Origin of the sequence: Selenomonas ruminantium subsp. lactilytica TAM6421 (assembly GCF_000284095.1) — a bacterium.
Classification (GTDB): Bacteria; Bacillota; Negativicutes; order Selenomonadales; family Selenomonadaceae; genus Selenomonas_A; species Selenomonas_A lactilytica.
The window spans coordinates 2273504-2297579 of sequence record NC_017068.1 but is presented as its reverse complement, the minus strand read 5'-3'; the positions used below and the strand labels follow the sequence as shown (position 1 = coordinate 2297579).

18 protein-coding genes, 1 other RNA gene and 1 riboswitch are annotated in these 24076 nt (G+C 53.0%); of the genes, 17 read left to right on the top strand and 2 right to left on the bottom strand.

Going from position 1 to position 24076, the window contains the following annotated elements; all coding sequences use genetic code 11:
• Nucleotides 1–47 precede the first annotated feature (47 nt).
• The 7 genes from larA to folB all read left to right on the top strand — a co-directional run bounded on the left by larA (nucleotide 48) and on the right by folB (nucleotide 6187).
• On the top strand, nucleotides 48–1319 hold the full coding sequence (larA, locus tag SELR_RS11215; RefSeq protein WP_014425342.1) for a nickel-dependent lactate racemase: 1272 nt from the start codon (nucleotides 48–50) through the stop codon (nucleotides 1317–1319).
• Between the two features lie 30 nt (nucleotides 1320–1349).
• Nucleotides 1350–2072 (top strand): D/L-lactic acid transporter LarD, encoded by a 723-nt coding sequence (gene larD / locus SELR_RS11210; RefSeq protein WP_014425341.1) that lies wholly within the window; start codon nucleotides 1350–1352, stop codon nucleotides 2070–2072.
• A gap of 94 nt (nucleotides 2073–2166) precedes the next feature.
• Entirely contained in the window at nucleotides 2167–2925 is a 759-nt protein-coding gene (larB, locus tag SELR_RS11205; RefSeq protein WP_014425340.1) for a nickel pincer cofactor biosynthesis protein LarB, read from the top strand.
• A 3-nt stretch (nucleotides 2926–2928) separates the two neighbouring features.
• On the top strand, nucleotides 2929–4137 hold the full coding sequence (gene larC, locus SELR_RS11200) for a nickel pincer cofactor biosynthesis protein LarC (protein WP_014425339.1): 1209 nt from the start codon (nucleotides 2929–2931) through the stop codon (nucleotides 4135–4137).
• 74 nt (nucleotides 4138–4211) lie between these two features.
• Nucleotides 4212–4576: RNase P RNA component class A (gene rnpB / locus SELR_RS17985), an RNA gene on the top strand.
• Between the two features lie 171 nt (nucleotides 4577–4747).
• A riboswitch (cyclic di-AMP (ydaO/yuaA leader) is annotated at nucleotides 4748–4903 on the top strand.
• Nucleotides 4904–4948: 45 nt separating this feature from the next.
• Complete coding sequence (locus SELR_RS11195; RefSeq protein WP_102013482.1) at nucleotides 4949–5572, top strand: C40 family peptidase; 624 nt, start codon at nucleotides 4949–4951, stop codon at nucleotides 5570–5572.
• Between the two features lie 252 nt (nucleotides 5573–5824).
• Complete coding sequence (folB, locus tag SELR_RS11190) at nucleotides 5825–6187, top strand: dihydroneopterin aldolase (RefSeq protein ID WP_014425337.1); 363 nt, start codon at nucleotides 5825–5827, stop codon at nucleotides 6185–6187.
• Nucleotides 6188–6252: 65 nt separating this feature from the next.
• On the opposite strand, the gene SELR_RS11185 is transcribed toward folB, so the two are convergent.
• Both SELR_RS11185 and SELR_RS11180 read right to left on the bottom strand, forming a co-directional pair.
• Complete coding sequence (locus tag SELR_RS11185; protein ID WP_014425336.1) at nucleotides 6253–7785, bottom strand: L-lactate permease; 1533 nt, start codon at nucleotides 7783–7785, stop codon at nucleotides 6253–6255.
• A gap of 236 nt (nucleotides 7786–8021) precedes the next feature.
• Entirely contained in the window at nucleotides 8022–9407 is a 1386-nt protein-coding gene (locus tag SELR_RS11180; RefSeq protein WP_014425335.1) for an NAD(P)/FAD-dependent oxidoreductase, read from the bottom strand.
• Between the two features lie 318 nt (nucleotides 9408–9725).
• On the opposite strand from SELR_RS11180, the gene putP reads away from it, so the two are divergent.
• The 10 genes from putP (at nucleotide 9726) to mfd (ending at nucleotide 24076) form a co-directional block, all read left to right on the top strand.
• Nucleotides 9726–11204: a sodium/proline symporter PutP gene (gene putP, locus SELR_RS11175; protein WP_014425334.1), complete on the top strand. Its 1479-nt coding sequence runs from the start codon at nucleotides 9726–9728 to the stop codon at nucleotides 11202–11204.
• A gap of 127 nt (nucleotides 11205–11331) precedes the next feature.
• A complete protein-coding gene (locus tag SELR_RS11170) occupies nucleotides 11332–12195 on the top strand; it encodes a response regulator (RefSeq protein ID WP_041914397.1) in 864 nt (287 codons plus the stop codon).
• A 4-nt stretch (nucleotides 12196–12199) separates the two neighbouring features.
• Nucleotides 12200–12664 carry a chemotaxis protein CheX gene (locus SELR_RS11165; RefSeq protein WP_014425332.1) on the top strand — a complete coding sequence of 155 codons (465 nt, stop codon included), beginning with the start codon at nucleotides 12200–12202 and terminating at the stop codon, nucleotides 12662–12664.
• Between the two features lie 104 nt (nucleotides 12665–12768).
• Nucleotides 12769–14775 carry a methyl-accepting chemotaxis protein gene (locus SELR_RS11160; RefSeq protein WP_014425331.1) on the top strand — a complete coding sequence of 669 codons (2007 nt, stop codon included), beginning with the start codon at nucleotides 12769–12771 and terminating at the stop codon, nucleotides 14773–14775.
• 495 nt (nucleotides 14776–15270) lie between these two features.
• The gene (locus tag SELR_RS11155) at nucleotides 15271–15705 is read left to right on the top strand and encodes a YwiB family protein (protein WP_014425330.1); all 435 of its coding nucleotides are present in this window, start codon (nucleotides 15271–15273) and stop codon (nucleotides 15703–15705) included.
• A 17-nt stretch (nucleotides 15706–15722) separates the two neighbouring features.
• On the top strand, nucleotides 15723–17378 hold the full coding sequence (gene argS / locus SELR_RS11150) for an arginine--tRNA ligase (RefSeq protein ID WP_014425329.1): 1656 nt from the start codon (nucleotides 15723–15725) through the stop codon (nucleotides 17376–17378).
• Between the two features lie 33 nt (nucleotides 17379–17411).
• Entirely contained in the window at nucleotides 17412–17741 is a 330-nt protein-coding gene (rpoE, locus tag SELR_RS11145; protein WP_014425328.1) for a DNA-directed RNA polymerase subunit delta, read from the top strand.
• Nucleotides 17742–17752: 11 nt separating this feature from the next.
• Nucleotides 17753–19357, top strand: coding sequence for a CTP synthase (gene pyrG, locus SELR_RS11140; RefSeq protein WP_014425327.1), 1605 nt, complete (start codon nucleotides 17753–17755; stop codon nucleotides 19355–19357).
• A gap of 633 nt (nucleotides 19358–19990) precedes the next feature.
• Nucleotides 19991–20626, top strand: coding sequence for a hypothetical protein (locus SELR_RS11135; protein ID WP_014425326.1), 636 nt, complete (start codon nucleotides 19991–19993; stop codon nucleotides 20624–20626).
• Nucleotides 20627–20728: 102 nt separating this feature from the next.
• Nucleotides 20729–24076, top strand: a complete 3348-nt coding sequence (gene mfd / locus SELR_RS11130; RefSeq protein ID WP_014425325.1) for a transcription-repair coupling factor — start codon at nucleotides 20729–20731, stop codon at nucleotides 24074–24076.

The window sequence follows — 24076 nt, the reverse complement described above, 5'->3', positions numbered from 1 at the left end:
CCTATTGTAATGGAAATGTATGAATTTGAAAAGAGAGGTTTTGGAAAATGAAATTTTCTCTGCCCTATGACAAAGGGGAAATGACAGCCGAAATTGCCGACGCGAATGTTTTGGCTGTGCTGGAATCCAAGGCTGCAACCTACAAGGCTGACAAGGGCCAGCAGGAACTGGTGGAAGCTTCTTTGGACAATCCCATCGGTTCCCCAAGTCTGGAAGAACTGGTGAAAGGCAAGAAGAACATCACGATCATCAGCTCGGACCACACCCGTCCGGTACCGTCTCATATCACGATGCCGATTCTGCTGCGCCGGATCCGTGCTGTGGAACCGGAGGCCAATATCAGCATCCTGATCGCCACGGGCTTCCATCGTCCCTCCACCCATGAGGAACTGGTGAACAAGTACGGTGAGGAAATCGTCAAGAACGAGAACATCGTGATGCATGTGTCCACGGATGATAGTTCCATGGTGAAAATCGGCACTCTGCCCAGCGGCGGTGCCTGCATCGTCAACCGCACGGCAGTGGAAGCAGATCTGCTGATTGCCGAAGGCTTCATCGAGTCTCATTTCTTCGCTGGCTTCTCCGGCGGCCGCAAATCCGTGCTGCCCGGTGTGGCTTCCTACAAGACCATCATGGCCAACCACTGCGGTGAGTTCATCAACGATCATCATGCCCGCACGGGCAACCTGCTGGACAATCCCATCCATCGGGATATGGTCTACGCTGCCCGCACGGCTGGCCTGAAGTTCATCCTCAACGTGGTTCTCAATGAGGATAAGGAGATCATCGGCGCCTTTGCCGGCGATATGGAACGGGCCCATGAGAAGGGCTGTGCCTTTGTGGCGGATCTGGCTCATGTGCAGAAGGTGCAGGCGGACATCACCGTGTCCACCAATGGCGGCTATCCCCTCGACCAGAACATCTATCAGGCAGTCAAGGGCATGACGGCAGCCGAAGCCGCTAACAAGGAAGGCGGCACCATCATCATGGTGGCCGGCTGTGCTGACGGTCATGGCGGCGAAGGTTTCTATCATAACCTGGCCGATGCCAAGACGCCTCAGGAATTCCTCGACAAGGCTGTGGCTACGCCGCGCTTGGAGACCATTCCCGACCAGTGGACCTCCCAGATCCTCGCCCGTATCCTGGCCCATCACCGGGTGATCATGGTATCGGATCTGGTGCAGCCAAACCTCATTACGGATATGCATATGGAACTGGCCAAGAGTTTCGATGAGGCTTTGGCCAAGGCTTACAGCTATGAAGGCAATGATGCCAAGGTCGCCGTTATCCCCGATGGTCTGGCCGTTATTGTAGGCTGAGAGAAATGTAAGGACAGGAGTTAAAAATTAATGGAACATCAATTATTAGCAGAATTCATGGGCACGGCCCTGATGATTATCTTCGGTATCGGCGTGCACTGTGATGATACGCTGGTGGACACGAAATACAATGGCACGGGCCATATCTTTGCCATCACCACATGGTCTTTCGGTATCACCGTTTCCCTGTATCTCTTCGGTGATGTCTGCATCAACCCGGCCATGGTTGTGGCACAGGCCGTGCTGGGCAATATCCCCTGGGGTATGGTGATTCCCATCTCCCTAGTGGAACTGGCCGGCGGTTTCTTCGGCGCAGCCATCATGTGGTTCTGCTATGCGGATCACTTCAAGGCTTCTGTGGGCAAGATCGATCCGGTGCGCATCCGCAATATCTTCTCCACGACGCCGGGCATCCGCAACCTGCCCCGTAATTTCTTCTGCGAGTTCTTCGCTACCTTCGTATTCATTTCGGGCATCCTGGGCATCCTGAAGGCCTGCACGGGCCCGGAAGCCATGCTGGCTCCCATTGCCATCGGCCTGCTGGTCTGGGCTATCGGCATGGGCATGGGCGGTACGACAGGGTTTGCCATGAACCTGGCCCGTGATATGGGCCCCCGCATTGCTCATGCAGTGCTGCCCATTGAGAACAAAGCGGACAACGACTGGCAGTATGGCATTCTCGTGCCGGGCATTGCCCCCTTCTTCGGCGCCGCTGCTGCTGCCATCTTCATGCGGGCCTTCTTCAATATCTGATTTGCAGACAGGTTTTTTCTTCGCCAAAGGATATTTTTCATCCTTTGGCGAAGTTTGTTATAATGTAAGGAAATGAGAAAAATGAGGTGGACAGATGAAACGTGAGGATATAGCCGGCATCCTGCAGGCCTATAAAGCGGGAATTTTACCCGAGGGTGAAGCCCTGGACAAGCTGGCGGAAATGCCCTTTGAGGAGATGCGCTTTGCCGAGATTGACCATCACCGGGAAATGCGGCAGGGCATGCCGGAGGTCATCTATGCCGCCGGCAAGACACCGGAACAGGTGCGGGATATATTTGCCTCTCTCTATGAGCATAGCGAGGGCAATCTGCTGGCCACCAGAGCCAACCGGGAACATTATGAAAAGGTGCTCGAAAAGGTGCCGGAGGCCCAGTTCGACGAAATGGCCCGGGCAATTTACCTCGACCGGGATAAAAGCCTTGAGCGGGATGAAAAGCACAATATCCTGATCATGACCGCCGGCACCAGCGATGTGCCGGTGGCGGAGGAAGCGCGGCTTACGGCCTATCTCTTTGGCAACAGTGTCCATACCTGCTATGACTGCGGCGTGGCGGGTATCCATCGTCTCTTTGCCCATCTGCCGGAAATCAAGGCGGCCAATGTGATCATCGTGATTGCCGGCATGGAAGGGGCGCTGGCCAGCGTGGTGGGCGGCTTGACCAATAAACCGGTCATCGCCGTGCCCACCAGCGTAGGCTATGGCGCTTCCTTTCAGGGCGTGGCGGCTTTGCTCTCCATGCTCAACAGCTGTGCCATGGGCGTATCTGTGGTCAATATCGACAATGGTTTTGGCGCAGGTGCGCTGGCCAGCAAAATCAATAAACTGAGGTGACTTATGAAAGCGATATATTTGGATTGTTTTGCCGGTATCAGCGGCAATATGTTTTTGGGGGCCATGCTGCAGGCCGGTGTGCCTCAGGCTTATCTGGAAAAGGAACTGCAGAAGCTGCCCATGGCGGATGAATTTGCCCTTGAGGTTCAGGAAGTCTGGCAGAAGGGGATCCATGCCGTATATGTAGATGTGAAATTGACAGCGGCTGACCATGCTCACCCTGAACATCACGAACACCACCATGCACATCGGACCATGAAGGATATCCGGGAAATCCTGGAACAGTCGGCCCTTTCCATGGCCGTGAAGCAGCAGGCAGTGGCAATCTTTACAGAGATTGCCGAAGCTGAGGGCAAAGTCCATGGCAAGCCGGCGGATGAGGTGGCTTTCCATGAGGTCGGCGCGGTGGATTCCATCGTGGATATTGTCGGTGCGGCCATCTGCCTCGACTATCTGGAAGTGGAGCGGGTGTTCGTGTCAAAGCTGACTACAGGCAGCGGCTTTGTGCAGTGTGCCCACGGCATGATGCCGGTACCGGCACCGGCGGTGGCCGAGCTTTTGCTGGGCTGGCAGACAGAAACGGGCACTGAGAAAAAAGAACTGGTCACGCCCACGGGAGCCGGCATTGTCAAGGCTTTGGGAACCTATAGCGAAGGACTGCCCAAGGGCTTCGTGTCGGAGAAGATCGGTTATGGAGCCGGCAGCCATGAACTGAGCCTGCCAAATGTCCTGCGCCTGTATTTTGGCGAATATCATGGTGCTGCTGTCAGCGAGCTGGCTGTTTTGGAGGCCAATATCGACGATATGAATCCGCAGATCTACGGCTATCTCTATGAAAGACTTTTGGCAGCCGGGGCCCTGGATGTATGGACCACACCTATCTTCATGAAGAAAAACCGCCCGGCCCAGAAGCTCTCCGTGCTGGTGGAGTCCGGCCGGCAGAGTGACTGCGCAGGGATTATCTTTGCGGAAACCACCAGCATTGGTCTGCGGGTGATGCCCGTGGGCGAGCGCTTAGAGGCTGCCCGGCATATGGCCAAAGTGGAAACGTCCTATGGTGTGGTAAATTGCAAGGTCAGTGCCTGGGACGGCAGGATATGCAGCGTTTCTCCGGAATATGAAGACTGTAAGGCTCTGGCTATGGCGCAGAATGTTCCCTTGAAACTCGTTCAGCAGGAAGCCATAAAATCCTTTAATGATATCATTGGCTGAAACGTGTATTGTATTTATTTAGCACCTGATTTGACAAAATGCTGCTAAATATGTTATAATCACCGATGTTGAAATAAGTTGTCAAGACAATCGCGGCTGGTGCATGACACCAGATGAGGAAAGTCCGGGCTCCATAGGGCAGTGTGCTGGATAACGTCCAGCGAGGGTGACCTTAGGGACAGTGCCATAGAGATTTAGACCGCCTGACTTGTCAGGTAAGGGTGGAAAGGTGCGGTAAGAGCGCACCAGCAGTCAGGTGACTGGCTGGCTTGGGTAAACCCCACACGGAGCAAGACCAAATAGGGAAGGGATGATGCGGCCCGCGGAACCTTCCGGGTTGAGTCGCTTGAGCCGGCAGGCAACTGCCGCGCCTAGATAAATGATTGTCGCCCCCACGTTTGTGGGTGGAACAAAACTCGGCTTATTGATTGCTTATTCAACTTGAATGGAAATATGTTGGCTGTCATTTTGACAGCCACTTTTCATGTCAGCATGAATTCTGAAAGAAAACTGAAAATTGTTTAGAGTTATACAGAATTTCGTGTTGCGAAAAAAATAGCAGGATTACGGCATTTTTTGTCGTATATCTATAAATGGGTGAAAAAAATAACATAGGATTAAGCTGAATCCAGCCCAGGAGCGGGGGAACCAGGTTTTTGGGGCGAACGTCAGATTGTGCCATATTCAAGGGTACAAGTAATGAAGCGGGTGGTCTTCTCTACCCGAGCCCGGCAGCTAACCTCGTAAGCGAACAGAGAGAGGAGTTGGCTTTTTGTTTAAAAAAGCAACAAAGCGTGTATTTGCGCTGTCTATGATCCTTATGTCCATGTTTTCTGTGTGTAGTGCGTCTGCATTCCGCGTAGGAGACCAGGGCACAGAGGTAGCCGAGATCCAGGGACAATTGGTCCGTCTTGGTTACGATGTATCAGCAGATGGGGACTTCGGTCCGGCAACGGCTGAGGCAGTAAAGGGATTCCAGTCTTCCCATGGGATGGCTGCAGATGGACAGGTAGGGCCGTCAACCTATACGGCACTTTTAGGCAAATCCATGCCGGTGGTTTCCCATGGTGGCAATTACATCAACCGTACAATCATTTCTGAGTCCATGCAGTACCTTGGTGTACCGTATGTGTTCGGTGGTACGAGCCCCAGAGGTTTTGACTGCTCCGGTTATGTACAGTATGTATTTGCCCATGCTGGCGTACATCTTCCGCGTACGGCAGATGTGCAGTATGAAGCAGGTTCGCCCATCGGTGAGCCTATGCCAGGGGATTTGGTATTCTTTTCGACGTATGCTCCAGGAGCGTCCCATGTGGGCATTTATCTTGGCGACCGTCAGTTCATTCACGCGTCCTCCAGCCGCGGAGTCAGTGTAGCTTCTTTGGACAGCTCTTATTGGAGCAATTGCTACCTGGGTGCCCGCCGGGTGATGTAATGGGCGTTTTACGGAGAGGCGAGGCCTCTCCTATTTTTCTATGGAGGAAAAATAATGGGGGATTTGTTTTTGCTCGTGCTGATCTTTTTTGCTTGTGCCTATGCCTGCTGGGAAGAAATGCTCAGTGACTGATAATTAAATTTATTATAGCGGCAGGATTTTGTCGTGGTTTAGCGAAATACACAATTATAGAAAAACCCTGTAATGAACCTACAGGCAAAGCTGGATTATAATGTGATAGGAGTGACCACAATGGCAAAAGTGAGAATTCTCAACATGATGTTCTATGGTTTCCACGGCGTTTATGAATATGAACGTGAGCAGGGGCAGAAATTCTACATTGATGTGGAAATCGAAACCCAGGATGACAAGCTGGTAGAGACCGACGAGCTGAAAGATGGTGTTGATACGGCTGCTGTATATGACATCGTCAAAGATATCACGGAAAATAAACGCTATACCATGCTGGGCACCCTGTCTGCAGCTATCGGCGATAAACTGTTGGCGAAATATCCGCATTTCAAGACGGCTATGGCCCGTGTCCGCAAACCTTCTGTTCCCATCTCCGGTCCGATTGACTATATAGAGGTGGAAGTGGTTCGCCATCAGAAATAACAGCATATAAAAATTCCCCGGCAGGAACGAACCTGCCGGGGAATTTTTATATGCTGTATTTGCTTTTAGCCTACTACGGACTGACCGAAGTATACGATAAGTCCCATGATGATGATGAAGGGAGCATATACCTTGGCAGCGAAGGAGAGCAGTTTGCCATCTGCGCCCTGTACCTGAATGGCAGCCACGGCGATGGCGATACTCTGGATGGAGATCATCTTGCCGGCGCAGGCCCCGGTAGCGTTAGCGGCAGCAATCCATGCCTGAGCGGCAGGTGTTGCACCGATAGCCTGGGCAGCTTCGGTCTGCAATTTACCGAACAGCACGCAGCTCGACGTTGCGGAACCGGTGATGAAGGTACCGATGGAGCCGATGAAGGGCGCGATGCAGGGGTAAGCCGTACCCGTTGCTGCCACCGCAGCTTCGGCGATTTCGTGGGTCATGCCGGCATAGCCCATGACTTTTGCCGTAGCGATAACGGAGATAATGGTAACGATGGTGAAACGCAGGTTGATGATCGTAGTTTTGAGTACGTTCAGCATTTCGCCAAAGCTGGCGCCCTGCTTGGAACCGCCGATGAAAGCGGCCAGGAAAATCAGCACGCCCGGTGTAGCAACCCAGGTGAAGGTATAAGGTGCGCCGCCTTCGCCGTCATAGATCAGCACAGAGGATTTGATGAGGTTCAGCGGATCATGGATGGCCGGAATCAGCTTGGACGTAGCCAGCAGGAAGACGAAGATCAGGATGAACGGGAGCCATGCCTTGATGGCATCGCCAGCGGTCAGCGGCTCTTCATCTTCATGGGCCGGCATCGCATAAGCAGGATCGTCAACCGGGAACAGCTTGGCGCAGGCCACAATGGCAGCCATGGAACCGATGGAACCGGCAACAACGGCCAGTTCAGGGCCCATGGTCAGAGCTACGGCCAGTTCCGGAAGCAGGAAGCCCAGGGCAGCACCCAGGCAGATGATGGTCATGCCCTTCAGCGCCTTGAAGGAACCGCCGGCTACCAGCGTCATGATGAAGGGGCAGAGAATCGTCAGCGGAGCCAGCTGCAGGCAGGTGTAAGTAGCCAGTGTCGTGGCATCCGTGCCGGTGACATTGCCCAGCGTAACCAGAGGAATACCGATGGAGCCATAGGCTGTCGGCACGGAGTTGGCCACAAGGCAGACACAGGCGGACAAGATCGGATTCACGCCGATGCCCACCAGCATGCTGGCGGGGATGGCGATGGCAGTACCGAAACCGGCCATGCCTTCCATGAAGCCGCCGAAGCCCCAGCCAATCAGGAGAATCAGCACGCGGCGGTCATTGCTGACGGAGGTCAGCATCTTCTTGATGCCTTCCATGCCCTTCGTGTATTCCGACAGGTTGTAGGTGAAGATAGCGGCGATGATTACAAGCAGGATAGGCCAGCAGGCCAGGGCCACACCTTCCAGGAAGGCCTGGAACGCATGGATGGTTGTCATGTCGTAGAGGCCGATGCCCACAACTGCAGAGAGCAGCAGGGCAAGCAGGCAGGCTTTGTGGGGCTGCATATGCAGAACGCATAAGGCCACTGCCAGCCAGATAATCGGTGAAAGTGCAATCAGAAACAAGATATCAAGTCCTTTCCCATTTAAATAGAGATATGAAAAATGTATGAATAAGATAATTAATTATATAAGCAGGTACTAAAAAATGTCAATCTATATAATTGCCTTTTTCGCGAATAAGGAGCTTTTTCCTGCAAAAAATAAAAAATTTGTATGATGAATTATGAAAAAGGTAAAAAATTGTCCCGCAGGCAGGGTTAAGAATGTCTGCGGGAGTTTTTATTTTAGTGTTGGTTCATTTAGTTGCTCTTATGGCGGGCAATGATCTGTCTGGCCACATATACGCCACTGGCACCAGCCTGGGAGAGGCCGCGGGTTACACCGGCGCCATCGCCGATGGCAAAGATGTTCTGAAGTTCTGTTTCCAGTTCTTTGGTGAGTTTTACGCGGGAACTGTAGAACTTGACTTCGACACCGTAGAGCAGGGTGTCGTCATTGGTCATACCAGGCGCGATATTGTCGAGAGCCTGGATCATCTCAATGAGGTTGTCCACATGGCGCTTGGGCAGTACCAGGGAAAGATCCCCTGGGGTGGCCTGCAGGGTCGGACGGGTGAAGCTCTTGCTCATGCGGTGGGCATTGGAGCGGCGTCCCTTCATAAGGTCGCCGAAGCGCTGCACGATGATGCCGCCGCCCAGGAGATTGGAGAAGGAGGCGATGCGCTTGCCGTATTGATGGGGAGAATGGAAGGGTTCCGTGAAGCGGTTGCTGACCAGCAGGGCGAAGTTGGTGTTTTTGCTCTGGAGCTTCGGATCGCTGTAGGAATGGCCGTTGACCGTGATGATGCCATCGGTGTTTTCCATGACCACATGACCATGAGGATTCATGCAGAAGGTGCGCACCTGATCGCCATAGCGCTTGGTGCGGTAGACGAGTTTTGCTTCATAGACCTGGCTGGTGATGGGATTCCAGATCTCATCGGGAACTTCCACGCGGACACCGACGTCCACGCGGTTGTTTTCCTGCTTGAGGCCCAAGGCGTCACATTCCGTGGAGAACCATTCGGCGCCGGCACGGCCTGGAGCCACAATCAGGTATTCGGCGGCAATCTTTTCGCCGTTAGTCAGTTCCACTTCGTTTTCTCCCTGACCGTCGGAGTGGATATGAGCCACGGGACATTCAAAGCGGAATTCCACCTTGTCCTTGAGGTATTCATAAGTAGCCTTGAGCATTTCCAGATTGTTTTCCGTGCCCAGATGCCGGACGCTGGCGGAGAGCAGGTGCAGGTCGTGCTGCAGGGCGCGATAGCCGATATCGGAATTCTCCGTGCTGAAAACCTGTGCCGGAGCGCCATGCTTCATGTTGATTTTGTCTACATAATAGATGAGGTCCATGACTTCTTCGTCAGAGAGATATTCGTTGAGCCAGCCGCCGAACTGCGTCGTGAAGTTGTATTTGCCATCGGAAAAAGCACCGGCGCCGCCGAAGCCGCGCATGATGCTGCAGGGCTTGCAGCCAATGCAGCTCTTTACCTTGCCCGCGGAAATGGGGCAGACACGGGTGTAGATATCCTTGCCGCTTTCCAAAAGCAAAACTCTCAGTTCGGGAGCTTTTTCCGCCAGTTCATAGGCAGCAAACACGCCAGCCGGGCCGCCGCCCACAATCACAACATCATACTTCGTCATAGGTATCCTCCTAAAATTTCACACACGAAAAGAGCGCAGATTATGCCTATAAAAATGTATAGATATATACACTAAGGCTATCTGCGTTTGTCTTGTTTTATAGCTTTTCGAAAAACCTTAGCTATTATACGGGAAGACTTTCGATAATGCAAGTGTTTTTTCCTGCAAAATCGAAAAAAATCGGAAAAAATCCGTGGGAATTGTCCACTATAACTATAATTATATAGCTACTATAAAAATAAAGTTGCCAAATGGGGGTAAAAACAAGTATAATTTATCCTATCGTTGTAAACTTGTAAAACAAGAGGAGGAAAATCTTTGACAGATCAGTTGGCAATAATTAATACGTTTATTCTGTATATCGGCCTGATGATGGCCATTGGCGTGTATTATTACCGCCGTACCCGCAATATGAGCGATTATTTTTTGGGCAACCGCAAGCTGGGGGCCTGGGTGACTTCCATGAGTGCCGAGGCTTCGGACATGAGCGGCTGGATGCTTATGGGCGTGCCGGGCTTTGCCTACCTGGCAGGTCTCAATGCAGGCTGGATTGCCGTGGGCATTGCGCTGGGAACCTGGGCAAACTGGCATTTTGTGGCGGCCCGCCTGCGCAAGTATACGGAGCTGGCTAAGAATTCATTGACCGTGCCGCAGTTCTTGGAGAACCGTTTTGAGGATAACAGTGGACTGCTCAGAACGATTCCTGCGGTGTTTATTCTGATTTTCTTTACCATATATACGTCTTCCGGGTTTGTGTCCTCGGGGCGTCTGTTTGAAACGGTGTTTGGCCTGCCTTATCAGTATGCTATCTTCATTGGCGCGGGTTCCGTGGTGTTCTACACTTTAGTGGGCGGCTTCCTGGCGGTATCCCGCACGGATTTCATCCAGGGCGTCATGATGTTCTTCGCCATCCTGGTGGTACCCATTACCGCAGGCATGGAAATGGGGGGCTTTACGGCAACGGTCAATGCCATTGACAATGTGAGCCATTCCATGCTGGAGCCCTTCACCAAGCCGGATGGTTCCACGCTGGGGACCATCGAGCTGATTTCCCTGCTGGCCTGGGGCATTGGCTACTTTGGCCAGCCTCATATCCTCGTGCGCTTTATGGCGATTTCCAGTTCTAAGGAAATTAAGCAGGCTACCCGCATTGCCATGACCTGGGTGGTACTATCTCTGGCCGCTGCCGTCGCTGTAGGCATGGTGGGGCGGGTGTTCCTGGCTGAACCCTTGAATGGCAACCAGTCGGAAACGGTGTTCCTCGTGATGACCAATGAACTCTTCCCGCCGATTGTGGCAGGCCTGATCCTCTCGGCAGTATTGGCGGCCATCATGAGTACGGCTTCCTCCCAGCTGCTGGTGGCGGCTTCGGCCTTTGCCCAGGATTTTTATCGGACACTGCTGCGCAAGGATGCCAGCATGACGGAGCTGATCTGGATCAGCCGGGCTTCAGTGCTGATCATCGCTTCTTTGGCCATCTTTATCGGCCTTAACCCCTCCAGTTTCATTCTGGATATGGTAGCCTATGCCTGGGCCGGCTTTGGTGCAGCCTTCGGGCCGGCCCTGCTCTGTGCCCTGTTCTGGCGGCGCACCACCCGCAATGGCGTGCTGGCCGGCATCATTGTGGGCGGCATCACGGTGCTGGTCTGGAAGCAGATCGACTGGCTGGGGCTTTATGAGATCGTGCCGGGCTTCCTGCTTTCCCTGCTGGCTGTTTATGTGGTGAGCCGGTTGGATGAAGAACCTGCGCCGGCTATCGTGGAAACTTTTGATGCCGTAGGGAAAAGCGAAATCTAAAAATATTTTTTTTGCAGGCAGGGATTTCCTTCGGGTATAGCGAAAATTCTAGTTATGAAAATCGTATAGGTAATTTTTATATTATGAGTAGGCAATGTAAGGAATGTAGAGAAGCAGGTGAGCATTTGTGGAGAAAGTCAAAGTAATGATCGTCGATGATTCGAAGGTCAGCCGAGCGATGATTGAAGGGAATCTGGCTAAGACGAACTTTGAGGTATGTGCACAAGCCAAAAATGCTGCTGAAGCAGTGGAGCTCTATGAACAGTACAAGCCGGCTGTGGTTACCATGGATATGAATCTTCCGGATGCTGATGGCCTTGAATGCACCCGCCGGATTCGTGCTGTGGACCCGGATGCCAAGATTGTCATGATTAGTGCGATGAAGGATGCCAGCCTTGTGGCTCGTGGCCGGGAAGCGGGTATCAGTGCTTTTTTGCAGAAACCCGTCAGCATCAATGAGCTCATTGATACCCTGATGATCCTTTGCCAGAACAAGGTGGGGAAGGTGGCAGTCTTGCGGGAATCCTATGCCAAACCCTTCGTGAAAGCCTTGCAGCAGGGCATTTTCAGCATGACCGGTGTCCATAGCGAAGTGGAGCTGGAGGAAGAGGGACGCAGTTTCCTGGATATCAGCGGTATTGCCGTCATCGTAGGCCTTACGGGCATACCAAATGGGCGCGCTATTGTCTATATGGATGATAAGACCATGAAGGATTTTGCTACCGTGATGCTCGATGCCGAGGAAGAGGATGAGATTACGGAGGATGAAGCCAGTGAATCGGTAGAAGAAGCGGTAAACATCATCGTGGGACGCGGGGTATCCAATATCAATGATGTGTTCAAGGATAAGGAAATGCGCATCACGCCGCCAGGCACCATTGTGGGCAGCAAGATCCGCATTGCCAGTCCGAAACTTACGACCTTCCGTATCAGTGCCAAGACGAGATTGGGCGATATCAATATGAGTGTGGGATTTGCGGAAGGAGAATGATAAGATGGATGCCAAATTAGTTAATCCGTTCGTCGATGCATTCACCACCGTAATGCCGCAGATGGGCTTTCCGGAGCCGACGCGGCTGAAGATGGGAGTAAAGACCAAGAATGCGGTGAGCTTGGGAGTATCGGTTATCGTAGGTTTCACCAAGCAGATCCGGGGCAATGTGGTCTACAATATGTCAGAGGACACGGCTAAATTCATTGCATCGACCATGATGATGGGCATGCCGGTGGCGGAATTTGATGCCATGGCGCAGAGTGCCATTTCGGAAATGAGTAACATGCTGACCGCCAATGCGGCTACCAATCTTACAGGCATGGGGCTGGAGGTAGATATTTCCACGCCGTCCCTCTCTATTGGAGAGAACTTTCAGGTGAAGATCAGCGATGAGAATTATCTGACCGTGGAAATGGATCTGGCTGGCCATGTAGTCGAACTAGATATTGCAGTTGAACAGCAGTGAGATTATACCGCTGAAATGAAATTAGCATTGTATGCATGATGAAGTGTGTGCAATGCTATTTTCGTAAGGAATTTTTTATGGGATTTATAAACAAGGAGGAGAAAATGAAATTTAACAGTTTGCGGTTTAAATTTCTGGCAGGGTTTATCCCCCTGTTTGTGGGCAGCTTCCTGGTGTTCTTTGCTATCAGCTACTATATGTCTAGTTCGGCATTGACGCGCAATACGGATTTATTGGCTCAGGAAATCGGCAAGAGTACAGCAGAACAGCTGGAAAAGCTCTATCAGCAGCGGGAAATGACGGTGGAGGCTTTAGCCAGTAACCCCATTATCCGGCATGGTACCCGGGAAGAACGGGTGCAGGTATTGTCAGAGGCGTTGGCCAAGCGCAAGAACTTCACCATGCTGGCTTATTCGGATGTGGAAGGCCATGCCATTAGCGACAAGGGGAAGGATATGGACCGTACCAGCAGGGGTTACATCAAGAAGGTACGGGAAACCAAACAGCCGGTTATGACGGGGCCATCTGTATCAGGGACAAGCGGCAAGCTCATCACCATCCTGGCCTATCCGGTGTTGGAAAACGGTGAACTTACGGGCATTGTCTATGGTACGGTTGAATTGGATGACCTGACCGAATTGGTGGGAAAAATCAAATACATGGAACATGGCCGCGTCTATCTGGCTGACCAGGATGGCCTTTGCATTGCCTATGCCCAGTTGCCGGAAGAAGTAGGCAAGATGGACCTGACCAAGGAGGTTTCCAGCAAGAAGATTGACATCGCTCTTGTAAATGGTTTTACCAGCTCGATACAGCAGGACAAGCAGATCTCTACAGAATATACGACATCACAGGGCGTAGCTTCCCAGGCGGTATTCACCCCTGTGCATCTGGGGTATCGCACCTGGATTGCCGTATCGGTAGCCCCCATTACCGAAGTGCGCGCCGAGGCCTATTCGCTGGTGCGGATCATGGGGCTGGTAGCTGTCATCATGGTGTTGATCATCAGTGCCATCATCTGGTATATGGGCAACAAGATGTGCAGTCCGGTAGAGGCTCTGCGGGATGAATGCAAGGTCATCAATACGGGGGACCTGCGTGCCCGTCCTTTGGCTGTAGACAGCAATGATGAGCTGGGAGAGCTGGCCCGGGGCTTCAAGGAAATGCGCAGCACCATCCGGGAACTGATTGGCCATATCCAGAAGAATGCGGAGCGGGTATCGGCTTCGGCAGAAGAACTTTCGGCTGCATCCCATCAGTCTGCTGATGCGGCTACGCAGGCTGCGCAGCAGATTACGGACATTGCTGCAGGTATTGCTGCCCAGTCTGAATCGGCAGCTGGTGCAGATAAAACGGCTGTGGAAATTGCCGAGCGTACTACGCTGGTGGCAAACAGTGCCGATGCGATTGCCATTGTTACGGAACAGACCGTAGGCAGTGTCAATACGGGGCGTGATGCCATTCAAACGGTGGTGGAATCCATGAAGGCCATTGGCGACAGTACCACTACCGTGAAGTCGTCCATTAAGGAGCTGGCCAAGAGTTCGGATGAAATCGGCAGAATCGTGGAGCTGATTTCCGGGATTGCGGAACAGACGAATCTGCTGGCGCTCAATGCCGCGATTGAGGCGGCCCGTGCTGGTGAATATGGCCGGGGCTTTGCCGTGGTGGCCGATGAAGTTCGCAAACTGGCCGAGGAGTCTGCCAGCTCCACGCAGCAGATTGCCAATCTCGTGACCAAGATTCAGACGGATATGAAAAAGGCGGTAGCTGCCAGTGAGGAAAGCGCGGAAAGCGTGACGAGCAGCATCGACTCGGTAAATGAGGCAGATGAAATCTTTAAGTCCATTAAGGTGGCAATTGACGCTTTGGCTGAGGGTATCCGCGAGGTTTCCAGCAGTATCAAGTCGGTTTCGGATGGTACGGATTCCATGCAGCAGGCCGTTAAGGATATTGCCGAAATCAGCCAGGACAACGCCCATCGGGCAGAGTCTGTATCCTCTACCACGGAGGAACAGTCCGCATCCGCCGAAGAAATTGCCGCGGCGACCAGAGGGTTGGCTGAACAGGCAGAACAGCTGGCACATGAAGTGGAGAAGTTCACAATTTGATTACCGAGTTCGTTTGGTTGACATCGTGGCTTGCGAAGTTGGGCTCGTGCAGGCGGGGCATTGATGCTTTGCCAGTCTGCGCTTAGACCGTAAGCTAAAACCAATTTTGACCTTTTATTTAGCAGGAAAAGCCATAAACTCACTGCGTTCAGACAAATGGCTTTTCCTGCTAATTTTATTGTAGGTCAAAATTGGTTTCTTAACGCTTACGGTCAAACGCTCCGCTTTGGCAAATCATCACTGCCCCGCCGTCCAAGGGACGGTATCGGCCTTGTGGCTCGGATGAACTTGAGGAGATAGTGGCTTTGCTGGTGAAATAGATTGTAACTTGCCGTGGAGGCTGGGGGCTTTTGCCAAGCGGCGCGTGTAAAAGCCCCCAGCCTTCACGGCGCAGCGTACTAACAAAAAATAAGCCGATGAAGTGCAAAAAAACTGTTGGCAAGGTAGGGAGTTTGGTTTATAATGGTGTACAGTATGTTTTAAAGAGGTGGCTAAATGGCGGATGCTTTGGTTGCGGTGACGGTAGAAGGCGTGCAGGTTGATACGGCAGGTGAGCGGACCGTGCTGAAATCGGCCGCGCGTGGCAGGTATGCAGCGCGGGCTGGCAAGCATTATGTGCGTTATGAGGATGCCTCGCTTCACGATAAGGAAGCAGTGCCTACGGTGCTCAAGTTCAGCACGGAGGGACTGACGCTGATCCGGCGTGGAGCTGTGGATATGCAGCTGGAATTTCGGCTGGGGGAAAAGACCCGTAGTGTGTATCGAACGCCCTACGGTAATTTTGATTTACTGGTTGATTGCCGGAAGCTGGATATCTACTTCAAGGAGGGGCAGGGCACGGTGCAGGCGGAATACGATATGCACCTGAACGATGTACTGCAAAGCCACAATACCTTGAATGTAGTGATTGAAACCCTGAGTGACAAATAATGTAGGAGGATTTTGGATTGGATATTAAAGATACACTGACAGAAGCCATTGTTGCGGCTGCGAAAAGTGCTATTGCCGATGGCGTGTTCCCCGAAGGCGAACTTCCCGCTGTTGTGTTGGAAGTACCCCCGCAGAAGGAATTCGGTGATTTTGCCACGAACTTTGCCATGCAGTCGGCACGGGTGTTCCGCAAGGCGCCCCGTCAGATCGCTGAGGAACTGGTGAAACGCATCGAGGGTGACTGGCTCGACCATGCCCAGATTGCCGGCCCGGGCTTCCTTAACTTCTATTTGAAGGGCAATGTGCTCTACGACTCCTTCCAGAAAATCCTCGAAGCAGGCGAAAACTACGGTCAGCTGCCGCAGAAAGACGCACCGAAGATTCAGGTGGAATATGTCAGCGCTAATCCTACCGGTTTGCTTCATGTGGGCCATGGGCGCGGTGCGGCAGCCGGCTCCGCTCTCGTGAACCTGCTGCGGGCGGCTGGCTATCCCGTGGAAAGCGAGTATTACATCAATGACGCCGGCAATCAGATGAACAATTTGGCCCGTTCCGTCAATGCCCGTTACCTCGAACTTCTGGGACAGGACGTCGAGTTCCCGGAAGACGGCTATCATGGCCAGGACATCATCGACACGGCTCAGCGCATCATCGACAAGGAAGGTGACAAGTACCTTTCCATGAGCGATGAAGAACGCATGGAAATCTTCAAGGATCTGGCCTATGTGGAAAAACTGGCTGCCCTCAAAGAAGACCTGGCATCTTTCAATGTGACTTTTGACAAATGGTTCAGCGAGCGCACCCTGCATCCGGAAGCCGTCAATGCTGCCGTGAAGATCCTGCAGGACAACGGCAATATCTATGAAAAGGATGGCGCTCTCTGGCTGAAGTCCACGGCTTATGGTGATGACAAGGATCGCGTGGTTATCCGCGACAACGGCGTGCCCACTTATCTGGCTGCCGATATCGCTTACCACCATAATAAATATGAGCGCGGCTTTGACCGTCTCATCAACATCTGGGGCGCTGACCACCATGGCTATGTTTGCCGCGTAAAGGCTGCCATGGATGCTCTGGGTCATGATTCCAAGAAGCTCACGGTGCTGCTGTTGCAGATGGTGGCCCTTTACCGTGGCGGCGAGCTCGTGAAGATGAGCAAGCGCACCGGTCAGAGCGTAACCCTTAACGAACTCATGGAAGAAGTTGGCACCGATGCTGCCCGTTATTTCTTCCTGATGCGTTCCCTGGACAGCCAGCTCGACTTCGATCTGGATTTGGCCAAGAAGAAATCCAACGATAACCCGGTGTACTATATCCAGTACGCCCATGCCCGTATCTGCAGCATCTTCCGCCAGTGCAAGGAAACGGGGCTGTCCCTGAGCGACAAGCCGGAACTTTCCCTGCTTACGGATGAATCGGAAATCGATCTGATCAAGAAGATTGAGGAATATCCGGAAGAAATCGAGCGTGCTGCCCGTGACTATGCACCGCAGCGCATTGCCCGCTATAGCTATGATCTGGCCAGTGCCTTCCATAGCTTCTATAATAAATGCCGCATTGTCGGCGTAGAGCCGAAACTGGCAGAAGCCCGTTTGGCTCTGGTGACGGTAACGGCTCATGTGATCCGTCATTCTTTGGGAATTCTGGGCGTATCCGCACCGGAACAGATGTAAGGTAATTTTAGATTGGAAGGAGACCCTTTGATTATGGATTTTATCAATAGCTCGGAAGTAGATATTGCTTATCATGTGCTGACGGAAAAAGGTCAGACCATGTATTACAAGGATTTGATTCTCGAGGTGATCGAGAAGAAGCATAAGCCGGTGCAGTCCCTGTCCGCAGCTATCTCGGAAGTATATACGCTCATCAATATGGACAGCCGTTTCCAGCATGAAGGCGACCAGCAGTGGGGCCTTACGGAATGGAATCCGCCTGAAGTGAAGCGTCATTCTGCCCGTGGCACGGCATCCCGTTCCAAGGCTGCCAACAAGGCAATCAACAGCCGTCAGAAGAAGCTGGAAAGCATTCAGGAATAAGGAGGTAAATCATGGCAAAGTATATCTTCGTTACCGGTGGTGTGGTTTCGTCCCTGGGCAAGGGCATTACGGCCGCTTCTCTTGGCCGTCTTTTGAAAAGCCGGGGCCTCAAGGTCACGATCCAGAAGTTCGACCCGTACATCAATATCGATCCGGGCACTATGAGCCCCTATCAGCATGGTGAAGTGTTCGTAACCGACGATGGTGCGGAAACGGACCTTGACCTGGGGCATTATGAGCGCTTCATCGATATCAATCTGTCCAAGAACTCCAACATCACCACGGGTAAGGTGTACTGGTCCGTGCTCCATAAGGAACGCCGCGGCGAATACCTGGGCTCCACGGTGCAGGTTATCCCCCATATCACCAACGAGATCAAGCAGCGTGTCTACGATGTAGCCAAGGCTGATGGCGCTGACGTGGTCATCACGGAAATCGGCGGTACCGTAGGCGATATCGAAAGCCAGCCCTTCCTCGAAGCCATCCGTCAGGTCAAGAAGGAAGTGGGCCCGAAGGATACCCTCTACATCCATGTAACCCTTCTGCCGTATATCTCCGCAGCCGGCGAGCTCAAGACGAAGCCGACCCAGCACAGCGTAAAAGAACTGCGCGCCATCGGCATCCAGCCGGATATCCTCGTGTGCCGCACGGAAAAGATCATTTCCAAGGATATGAAGGAAAAGATTGCCATGTTCTGCGATGTGCAGCCGGAAGCTGTCATCGAGAACCGCACGGCTTCCACGATTTACGAAGTGCCTCTGATGATGCAGAACGAGGGCCTCGATAAGATTGCCCTGCAGAAGCTTAACATGGACTACGGCCCGGCGGATATGTCCGATTGGGCAAAGATGGTCTACAAGATCAATAATCCGTCCAAGAAGGTCAAGGTGGCTGTGGTCGGCAAGTATGTGGAACTGCCGGACGCCTATATCTCTGTGACGGAAGCCCTGCATCATGGTGGCATCTACAACGATGCGTCCGTGAAGATCCAGTGGGTCAACGCGGAAGCCATTGAAGATCCGGATACGGACCTGTCGGAAGTATTCGTGGGCTGCAAGGGCATCCTCGTGCCCGGCGGTTTCGGTGATCGCGGCGTGGAAGGCAAGATCAAGGCCATCCAGTATGCCCGTGAGAACAACATCCCGTTCCTGGGCCTGTGCCTGGGCATGCAGTGCGCCGTCATCGAATTTGCCCGCCACGTCTGCGGCATGACGGATGCCCACAGCTCCGAGTTCGATGCAGAGACAAAACACCCGGTAATCGACCTGATGGAAAGCCAGCAGGGTATCGAGGACAAGGGCGGCACGATGCGTCTGGGTTCCTATCCCTGCACCCTGCGCGAAGGCACGCACTCTTTGGCAGCGTACGGCACGGCCAATATTGCTGAACGTCATCGCCATCGCTATGAGTTCAACAATGCCTACCGTCAGCAGCTCACCGAGCGCGGCCTGGTTATCGCCGGCACCCTGCCCGATGACAGCCTCGTAGAGATGGTGGAAGTGAAAGACCATCCTTGGTTCGTGGCAACCCAGGCTCATCCTGAGCTCAAGTCCCGCCCGAACAATCCGCATCCGCTGTTCCGCGACTTTGTCAAGGCAGCTTTGCAGGTTAAATAATCTGTTGCTATAGAGTAGCCTGGCCGCTCAGGGAGTTTTTCACGCTTCGCTGAGCTGTCAGGCTAAAACTATTTTTTGCCCTTTAATGAACTGACGCGAAAAGTCTAAACTCGCTGCGCTCAAACAGTAGACTTTTCGCGTTAATGTTATAGTGGGCAAAAAATAGTTTCTTGACGCCTGCCAGCAAACGCGCCGCTTAGAAAAACTCCCTGAGCGGCCAGAAGTCACTTGCCTGCACAATATTGTCACTATCGCTGCAAGAGCCACGAACTAAAAAGTGCCAATAGGCAGGTAGTGAGGCGGGGACGGGGGATTATGCTAAGCGGAGCGTGAGGCAGTGGGCGTTAAGAACTTATTTTTTTCGTCAGGGAAGCTGGCAAAGGTTTTGTTTGAGCGAAGCGAGTTTAACCTTTGCCAGCTTCCTTGATTAAGCGAAAAAAATAAGTTTAGTCCACTGTCTCAGCGCAGCGTGCATAATCCCCCGCCCCCGCCGCCTTTTCGACAAAAAAACTTTCAATCAAGCAGGATAAGCCTTCTCATTCGTAGAAATAATGAACTATAAAAGATGAGAGAGTCAAATGTAAGGAAATTTTGGCTTGGAACTGGGATTTTTATGGGAGAGGAGGATTTTCAATGCTTATCGATACGGCCTGTTCTTTGGCGTTCTACTGCCAGCGCTGCGGCCGAATCCAGCTGCGGGATGTACCGCTCTTTAACGGGCAGATGCAATTCGTTATGGAGTGTGGGAACTGCGGACACGAGATGGGCAAAATTACCTTGCGGCCGCGCAAAGGACTGGAACTGAACATGGAATGCGGTGTTTGCAACGGCAGGAACCGCCAGACTTTTTCCTGGCGGCAGCTGCGGAGACTCAGGTTTGCCAGACTTTACTGTCAGCACGATAATTTTGAACTGGGCTACATTGGCCGGTGGCAGGATATTGCCGAATTCTTGGACTTCAATACGGCGGAATACGATGCCCTGCATCCTGCCGATGGCGATTGCTACATCGAACATCAGCAGACACTGCTGGAGGCGCTCAATCGCATTCACGATCTGGCGGCCAGCGGGGAGCTGGAATGTACCTGTGGCAGTGCTGATATTACCGCGGCTGTGCAGCGGGATTCGGTGCGGCTGGATTGCCGCTACTGCGGCAACTACTGCGAACTTCCCGCCAAAACAGCGGAGGACCTGCAGGCACTAAAACCCGGCCAGGGAACGAAATTTATCTGGCGAATGCGTCCATGGCTTGACGCGACAGGAAAATAGGATTATCATATATAACATTGACATGAGAATCAGGGACTATCGGACATGCGCCGACAGTCCCATTTTCGCGTAATATATAAGCATAAACATCGAGGTGTGAGGATGAATTCTTTATTTGCTGCTCTGGGCAGCAACGCCGGGGTGAAAAAACTCCAGGCCTGTATGCAGGCTGCGCCCCAGGAAACATTGATATATGGTCTTTCCAACTCCCAAAAACATGCAATTCTGGCTTCTGCCTATGAGCAGGCTCCTCAGCCAATGGTCATCATCGTTCATAGCATGGAGGCCTTGCAGGATTGGCGGGAGGATTTGTTGTCCCTGCTGCCGGGCACGGAAGTCCTCGAACTGCCGGAACTGGACATGATGACTGTGCAGGCCCAGGCCCGCAGTATGGAACGCTCTGCCCGCCGTATGGATGTGCTGGTCCGTCTCATGCGCAAAGATCCGGTGATCGTGCTGGCCAAGGCCACGGCTGCGGTACAGAAGGGCATCAGCCGGCAGGACTTTGCCCGGCTCAGCGTCAGCATCAGCATGGGCGATGAAATTCCGCTGGAAAAGCTTTTGCAGCGGTTGGTCCAATTGGGCTATGAACATGCAGATGAAGTGGAGCGCATCGGCCAGTTCAGCTCCCGGGGCGGCATTGTGGACGTTTATCCCATCAATGGGGAAAATCCTCTGCGCATCGAGTTCTTTGGGGATGAAATCGATTCCCTGCGGGAATTCGATCTGGAAAGCAAGCGCTCCTTGAAGAATATCAACAGCGGCACGATCATGCCTTTGGCGCAGACGGACAGCGCCGGGCAGGCGGAAGTATTCCTGTCTTATCTGGAAGGCAAAGGTGCCGTGCTCTTTGATGAACCAACGCGCCTGCGGGAACAGATGCGCACCATGGTGCGGGAAAATCCGGATATCAAGGGCAAAGTTTTTTCCTGGGAAACAATCCAGGAAGCGGCCAAGGAAAACCGGGTACTGTATACGGCCATGCTCCTGCAGCAGGTACATGGGGCAGAACCTCAGCAGACCATCAGCTTCACGGCACCCAATGTAGCCAGCTTCCAACGGCAGATGGATCTCTTGATGGATGAGATCAGCCGCTGGCTGGTCCAGAAACAGCGCATCCTCATCCTGTTGTCGGAAAAGAGCAAGGCCGATTCCCTGCGGGAACTGCTGGCCCGTCACCGCTATCCCTCCCTCGTCATCGATGCCGGCACAGAACTGCGTCATGACTGCGTCAATATCCAGGTGGGACGTCTGATCAATGGCTTTGAGATGGCTGCGGCCAGTCTCGTGGTGGTGACGGAAAAGGATATTTTCGGCCATGCCAAGCGCCGGGCAATCCGCAAGGAAAGCAAGGGGGAGAAGCTCTCCCATTTCCGGGATATCAAGCCCGGGGATTACGTGGTTCATTCCGCCCATGGTATCGGTAAGTATATCGGCGTGGAAACGCTGGATGTGGGCGGTATCCACAAGGATTACCTGCATATCAAATACGGCGGCGACGATAAGCTATACGTCCCGACAGAACAGGTCAACCTGCTGCAGAAATACATCGGTGCAGAAGGGGAAGTGCCCCGTCTCCATCGCATGGGCGGTACGGAATGGGCCAAGGCCAAGGCCAGGGCGAAAAAATCCGTGGAGGATATTGCCAAGCAGCTGATTGAAATCTATGCCAAGCGGCGTCAGGCCAAGGGCTTTGCCTTTGCCCCGGACGACAGCAGCCAGCATGATTTTGAGGATGCCTTCCCCTATCAGGAAACGGATGACCAATTAAAGGCCATTGCGGAAATCAAGGCCGATATGGAAAAGGAGAAGCCCATGGACCGCCTGCTTTGCGGTGATGTGGGCTTTGGCAAGACTGAGGTGGCTATCCGGGCGGCCTATAAGGCTGCTATGGATGGTAAGCAGGTGGCTGTATTGGTGCCCACCACAGTCCTGGCCCAACAGCATTTCCAGACCTTCAATGCCCGCTTTATGGAATTTGCCCCCAAGGTGGATGTAATCTGCCGTTTCCGCACCTTGAAAGAGCAGAAGCAGACCATTGAAAAGGTGAAGATGGGGCAGGTGGATATCCTGATCGGCACCCATGCCATCCTCAACCAGAACAAGGTGCAGTTCAAGAATTTAGGTTTGCTGATCGTGGACGAGGAACAGCGTTTTGGCGTCAAGCAAAAGGATAAGATCCGCAAGCTTTCTGCGGGCATTGATGTGTTGACCTTGTCGGCAACGCCGATTCCCCGCACCCTACATATGTCCTTGGTGGGGGCGCGGGATATGAGCATCATCGAAACGCCGCCTGCTGACCGTTTCCCCGTGCAGACCTATGTGGTGGAGGACAATGATGCCATTATCGCCGGGGCCATCAAGCGCGAGATAAAGCGTGGTGGTCAGGTTTACTTTGTCTATAACCGCGTCGATACCATCGACCGCATGCGGGAAAAGCTGGAAGCCCTCGTGCCCGATGCCCGCATCCAGACCGCTCATGGACAGATGCCTGAGGCCTTGCTGGAGCGGGTGATGATGGATTTCTACGAAGGGGAATACGATATCCTCCTGGCCACCAGTATCGTGGAAAACGGTTTGGATGTGGCCAACGCCAACACCATCATCGTCTACAATGCCGACCATTTCGGCCTGTCCCAGCTCTATCAGATGCGGGGGCGCGTAGGCCGCTCCCATCACATGGCCTTTGCTTATTTCGTCTATCAGGCGGACAAGATCCTGACGGAAACGGCCGAGAAGCGTTTGCAGGCCATGAAGGAATTTGCCGAATTGGGTGCCGGCTTCAAGATTGCCATGCGTGACCTGGAAATCCGTGGCGCGGGCAATCTCTTAGGCTCCCAGCAGCATGGCCATATTGCCAGCGTTGGTTTTGAGATGTACTGCAAACTGCTGGAAGAAGCTGTGGACAAATTGCAGCATGGCGAAAAAGAAGTGGCAGAGGTGCAGCCGGATCCCATCATCGATCTGCAGGTGGAAGCCTATATCGATGGGGACTATGTCAGCGACGCCATGCATAAGATCGAAATCTATCAGCGCATTGCCGCCATCCGCAGCAATGAGGAGATCAAATATCTGCTGGACGAGCTCATCGATCGCTTTGGCGAGCCCAGCCAGGCCGTGATGAATCTGCTGGAAGTGGCCCGCATCAAGAACTACGCCCGGGAACTCAAAATCCGTACCATTGCGGAGCTGCCCAAGGCCCTTGATCTCTACATCCTGCCCGGCCATCGCCTGCCCGCCAAGGGGCTTATCGCAGTGGACAAGGTGCTGGGGCGCAGCATGCGCTCCCTGCCCGGGAAAAACGGCTACCGCTTTGCCCTGCAGGACAGCCAGAAAAAGAAGATCCTGAACTTTGTCCTGCGGCTCCTGCTGCTGGCCAAGGGTGAGGAAGAAGCTGCCCTGCAGGATGGCAGCGCAAAGGGAAAAACTCCAAAGAAAGTGAAGAAATAA

Coding starts and splice junctions, on each gene's coding strand:
- larA (WP_014425342.1), top strand. CDS start 48: ATGAAATTTTCTCTGCCCTATGACAAAGGGGAAATGACAGCCGAAATT.
- SELR_RS11195 (WP_102013482.1), top strand. CDS start 4,949: ATGATCCTTATGTCCATGTTTTCTGTGTGTAGTGCGTCTGCATTCCGC.
- mfd (WP_014425325.1), top strand. CDS start 20,729: ATGAATTCTTTATTTGCTGCTCTGGGCAGCAACGCCGGGGTGAAAAAA.
- pyrG (WP_014425327.1), top strand. CDS start 17,753: ATGGCAAAGTATATCTTCGTTACCGGTGGTGTGGTTTCGTCCCTGGGC.
- SELR_RS11160 (WP_014425331.1), top strand. CDS start 12,769: ATGAAATTTAACAGTTTGCGGTTTAAATTTCTGGCAGGGTTTATCCCC.
- SELR_RS11165 (WP_014425332.1), top strand. CDS start 12,200: ATGGATGCCAAATTAGTTAATCCGTTCGTCGATGCATTCACCACCGTA.
- rpoE (WP_014425328.1), top strand. CDS start 17,412: ATGGATTTTATCAATAGCTCGGAAGTAGATATTGCTTATCATGTGCTG.
- folB (WP_014425337.1), top strand. CDS start 5,825: ATGGCAAAAGTGAGAATTCTCAACATGATGTTCTATGGTTTCCACGGC.
- larD (WP_014425341.1), top strand. CDS start 1,350: ATGGAACATCAATTATTAGCAGAATTCATGGGCACGGCCCTGATGATT.
- SELR_RS11180 (WP_014425335.1), bottom strand. CDS start 9,407: ATGACGAAGTATGATGTTGTGATTGTGGGCGGCGGCCCGGCTGGCGTG.
- larB (WP_014425340.1), top strand. CDS start 2,167: ATGAAACGTGAGGATATAGCCGGCATCCTGCAGGCCTATAAAGCGGGA.
- larC (WP_014425339.1), top strand. CDS start 2,929: ATGAAAGCGATATATTTGGATTGTTTTGCCGGTATCAGCGGCAATATG.
- SELR_RS11155 (WP_014425330.1), top strand. CDS start 15,271: ATGGCGGATGCTTTGGTTGCGGTGACGGTAGAAGGCGTGCAGGTTGAT.
- SELR_RS11135 (WP_014425326.1), top strand. CDS start 19,991: ATGCTTATCGATACGGCCTGTTCTTTGGCGTTCTACTGCCAGCGCTGC.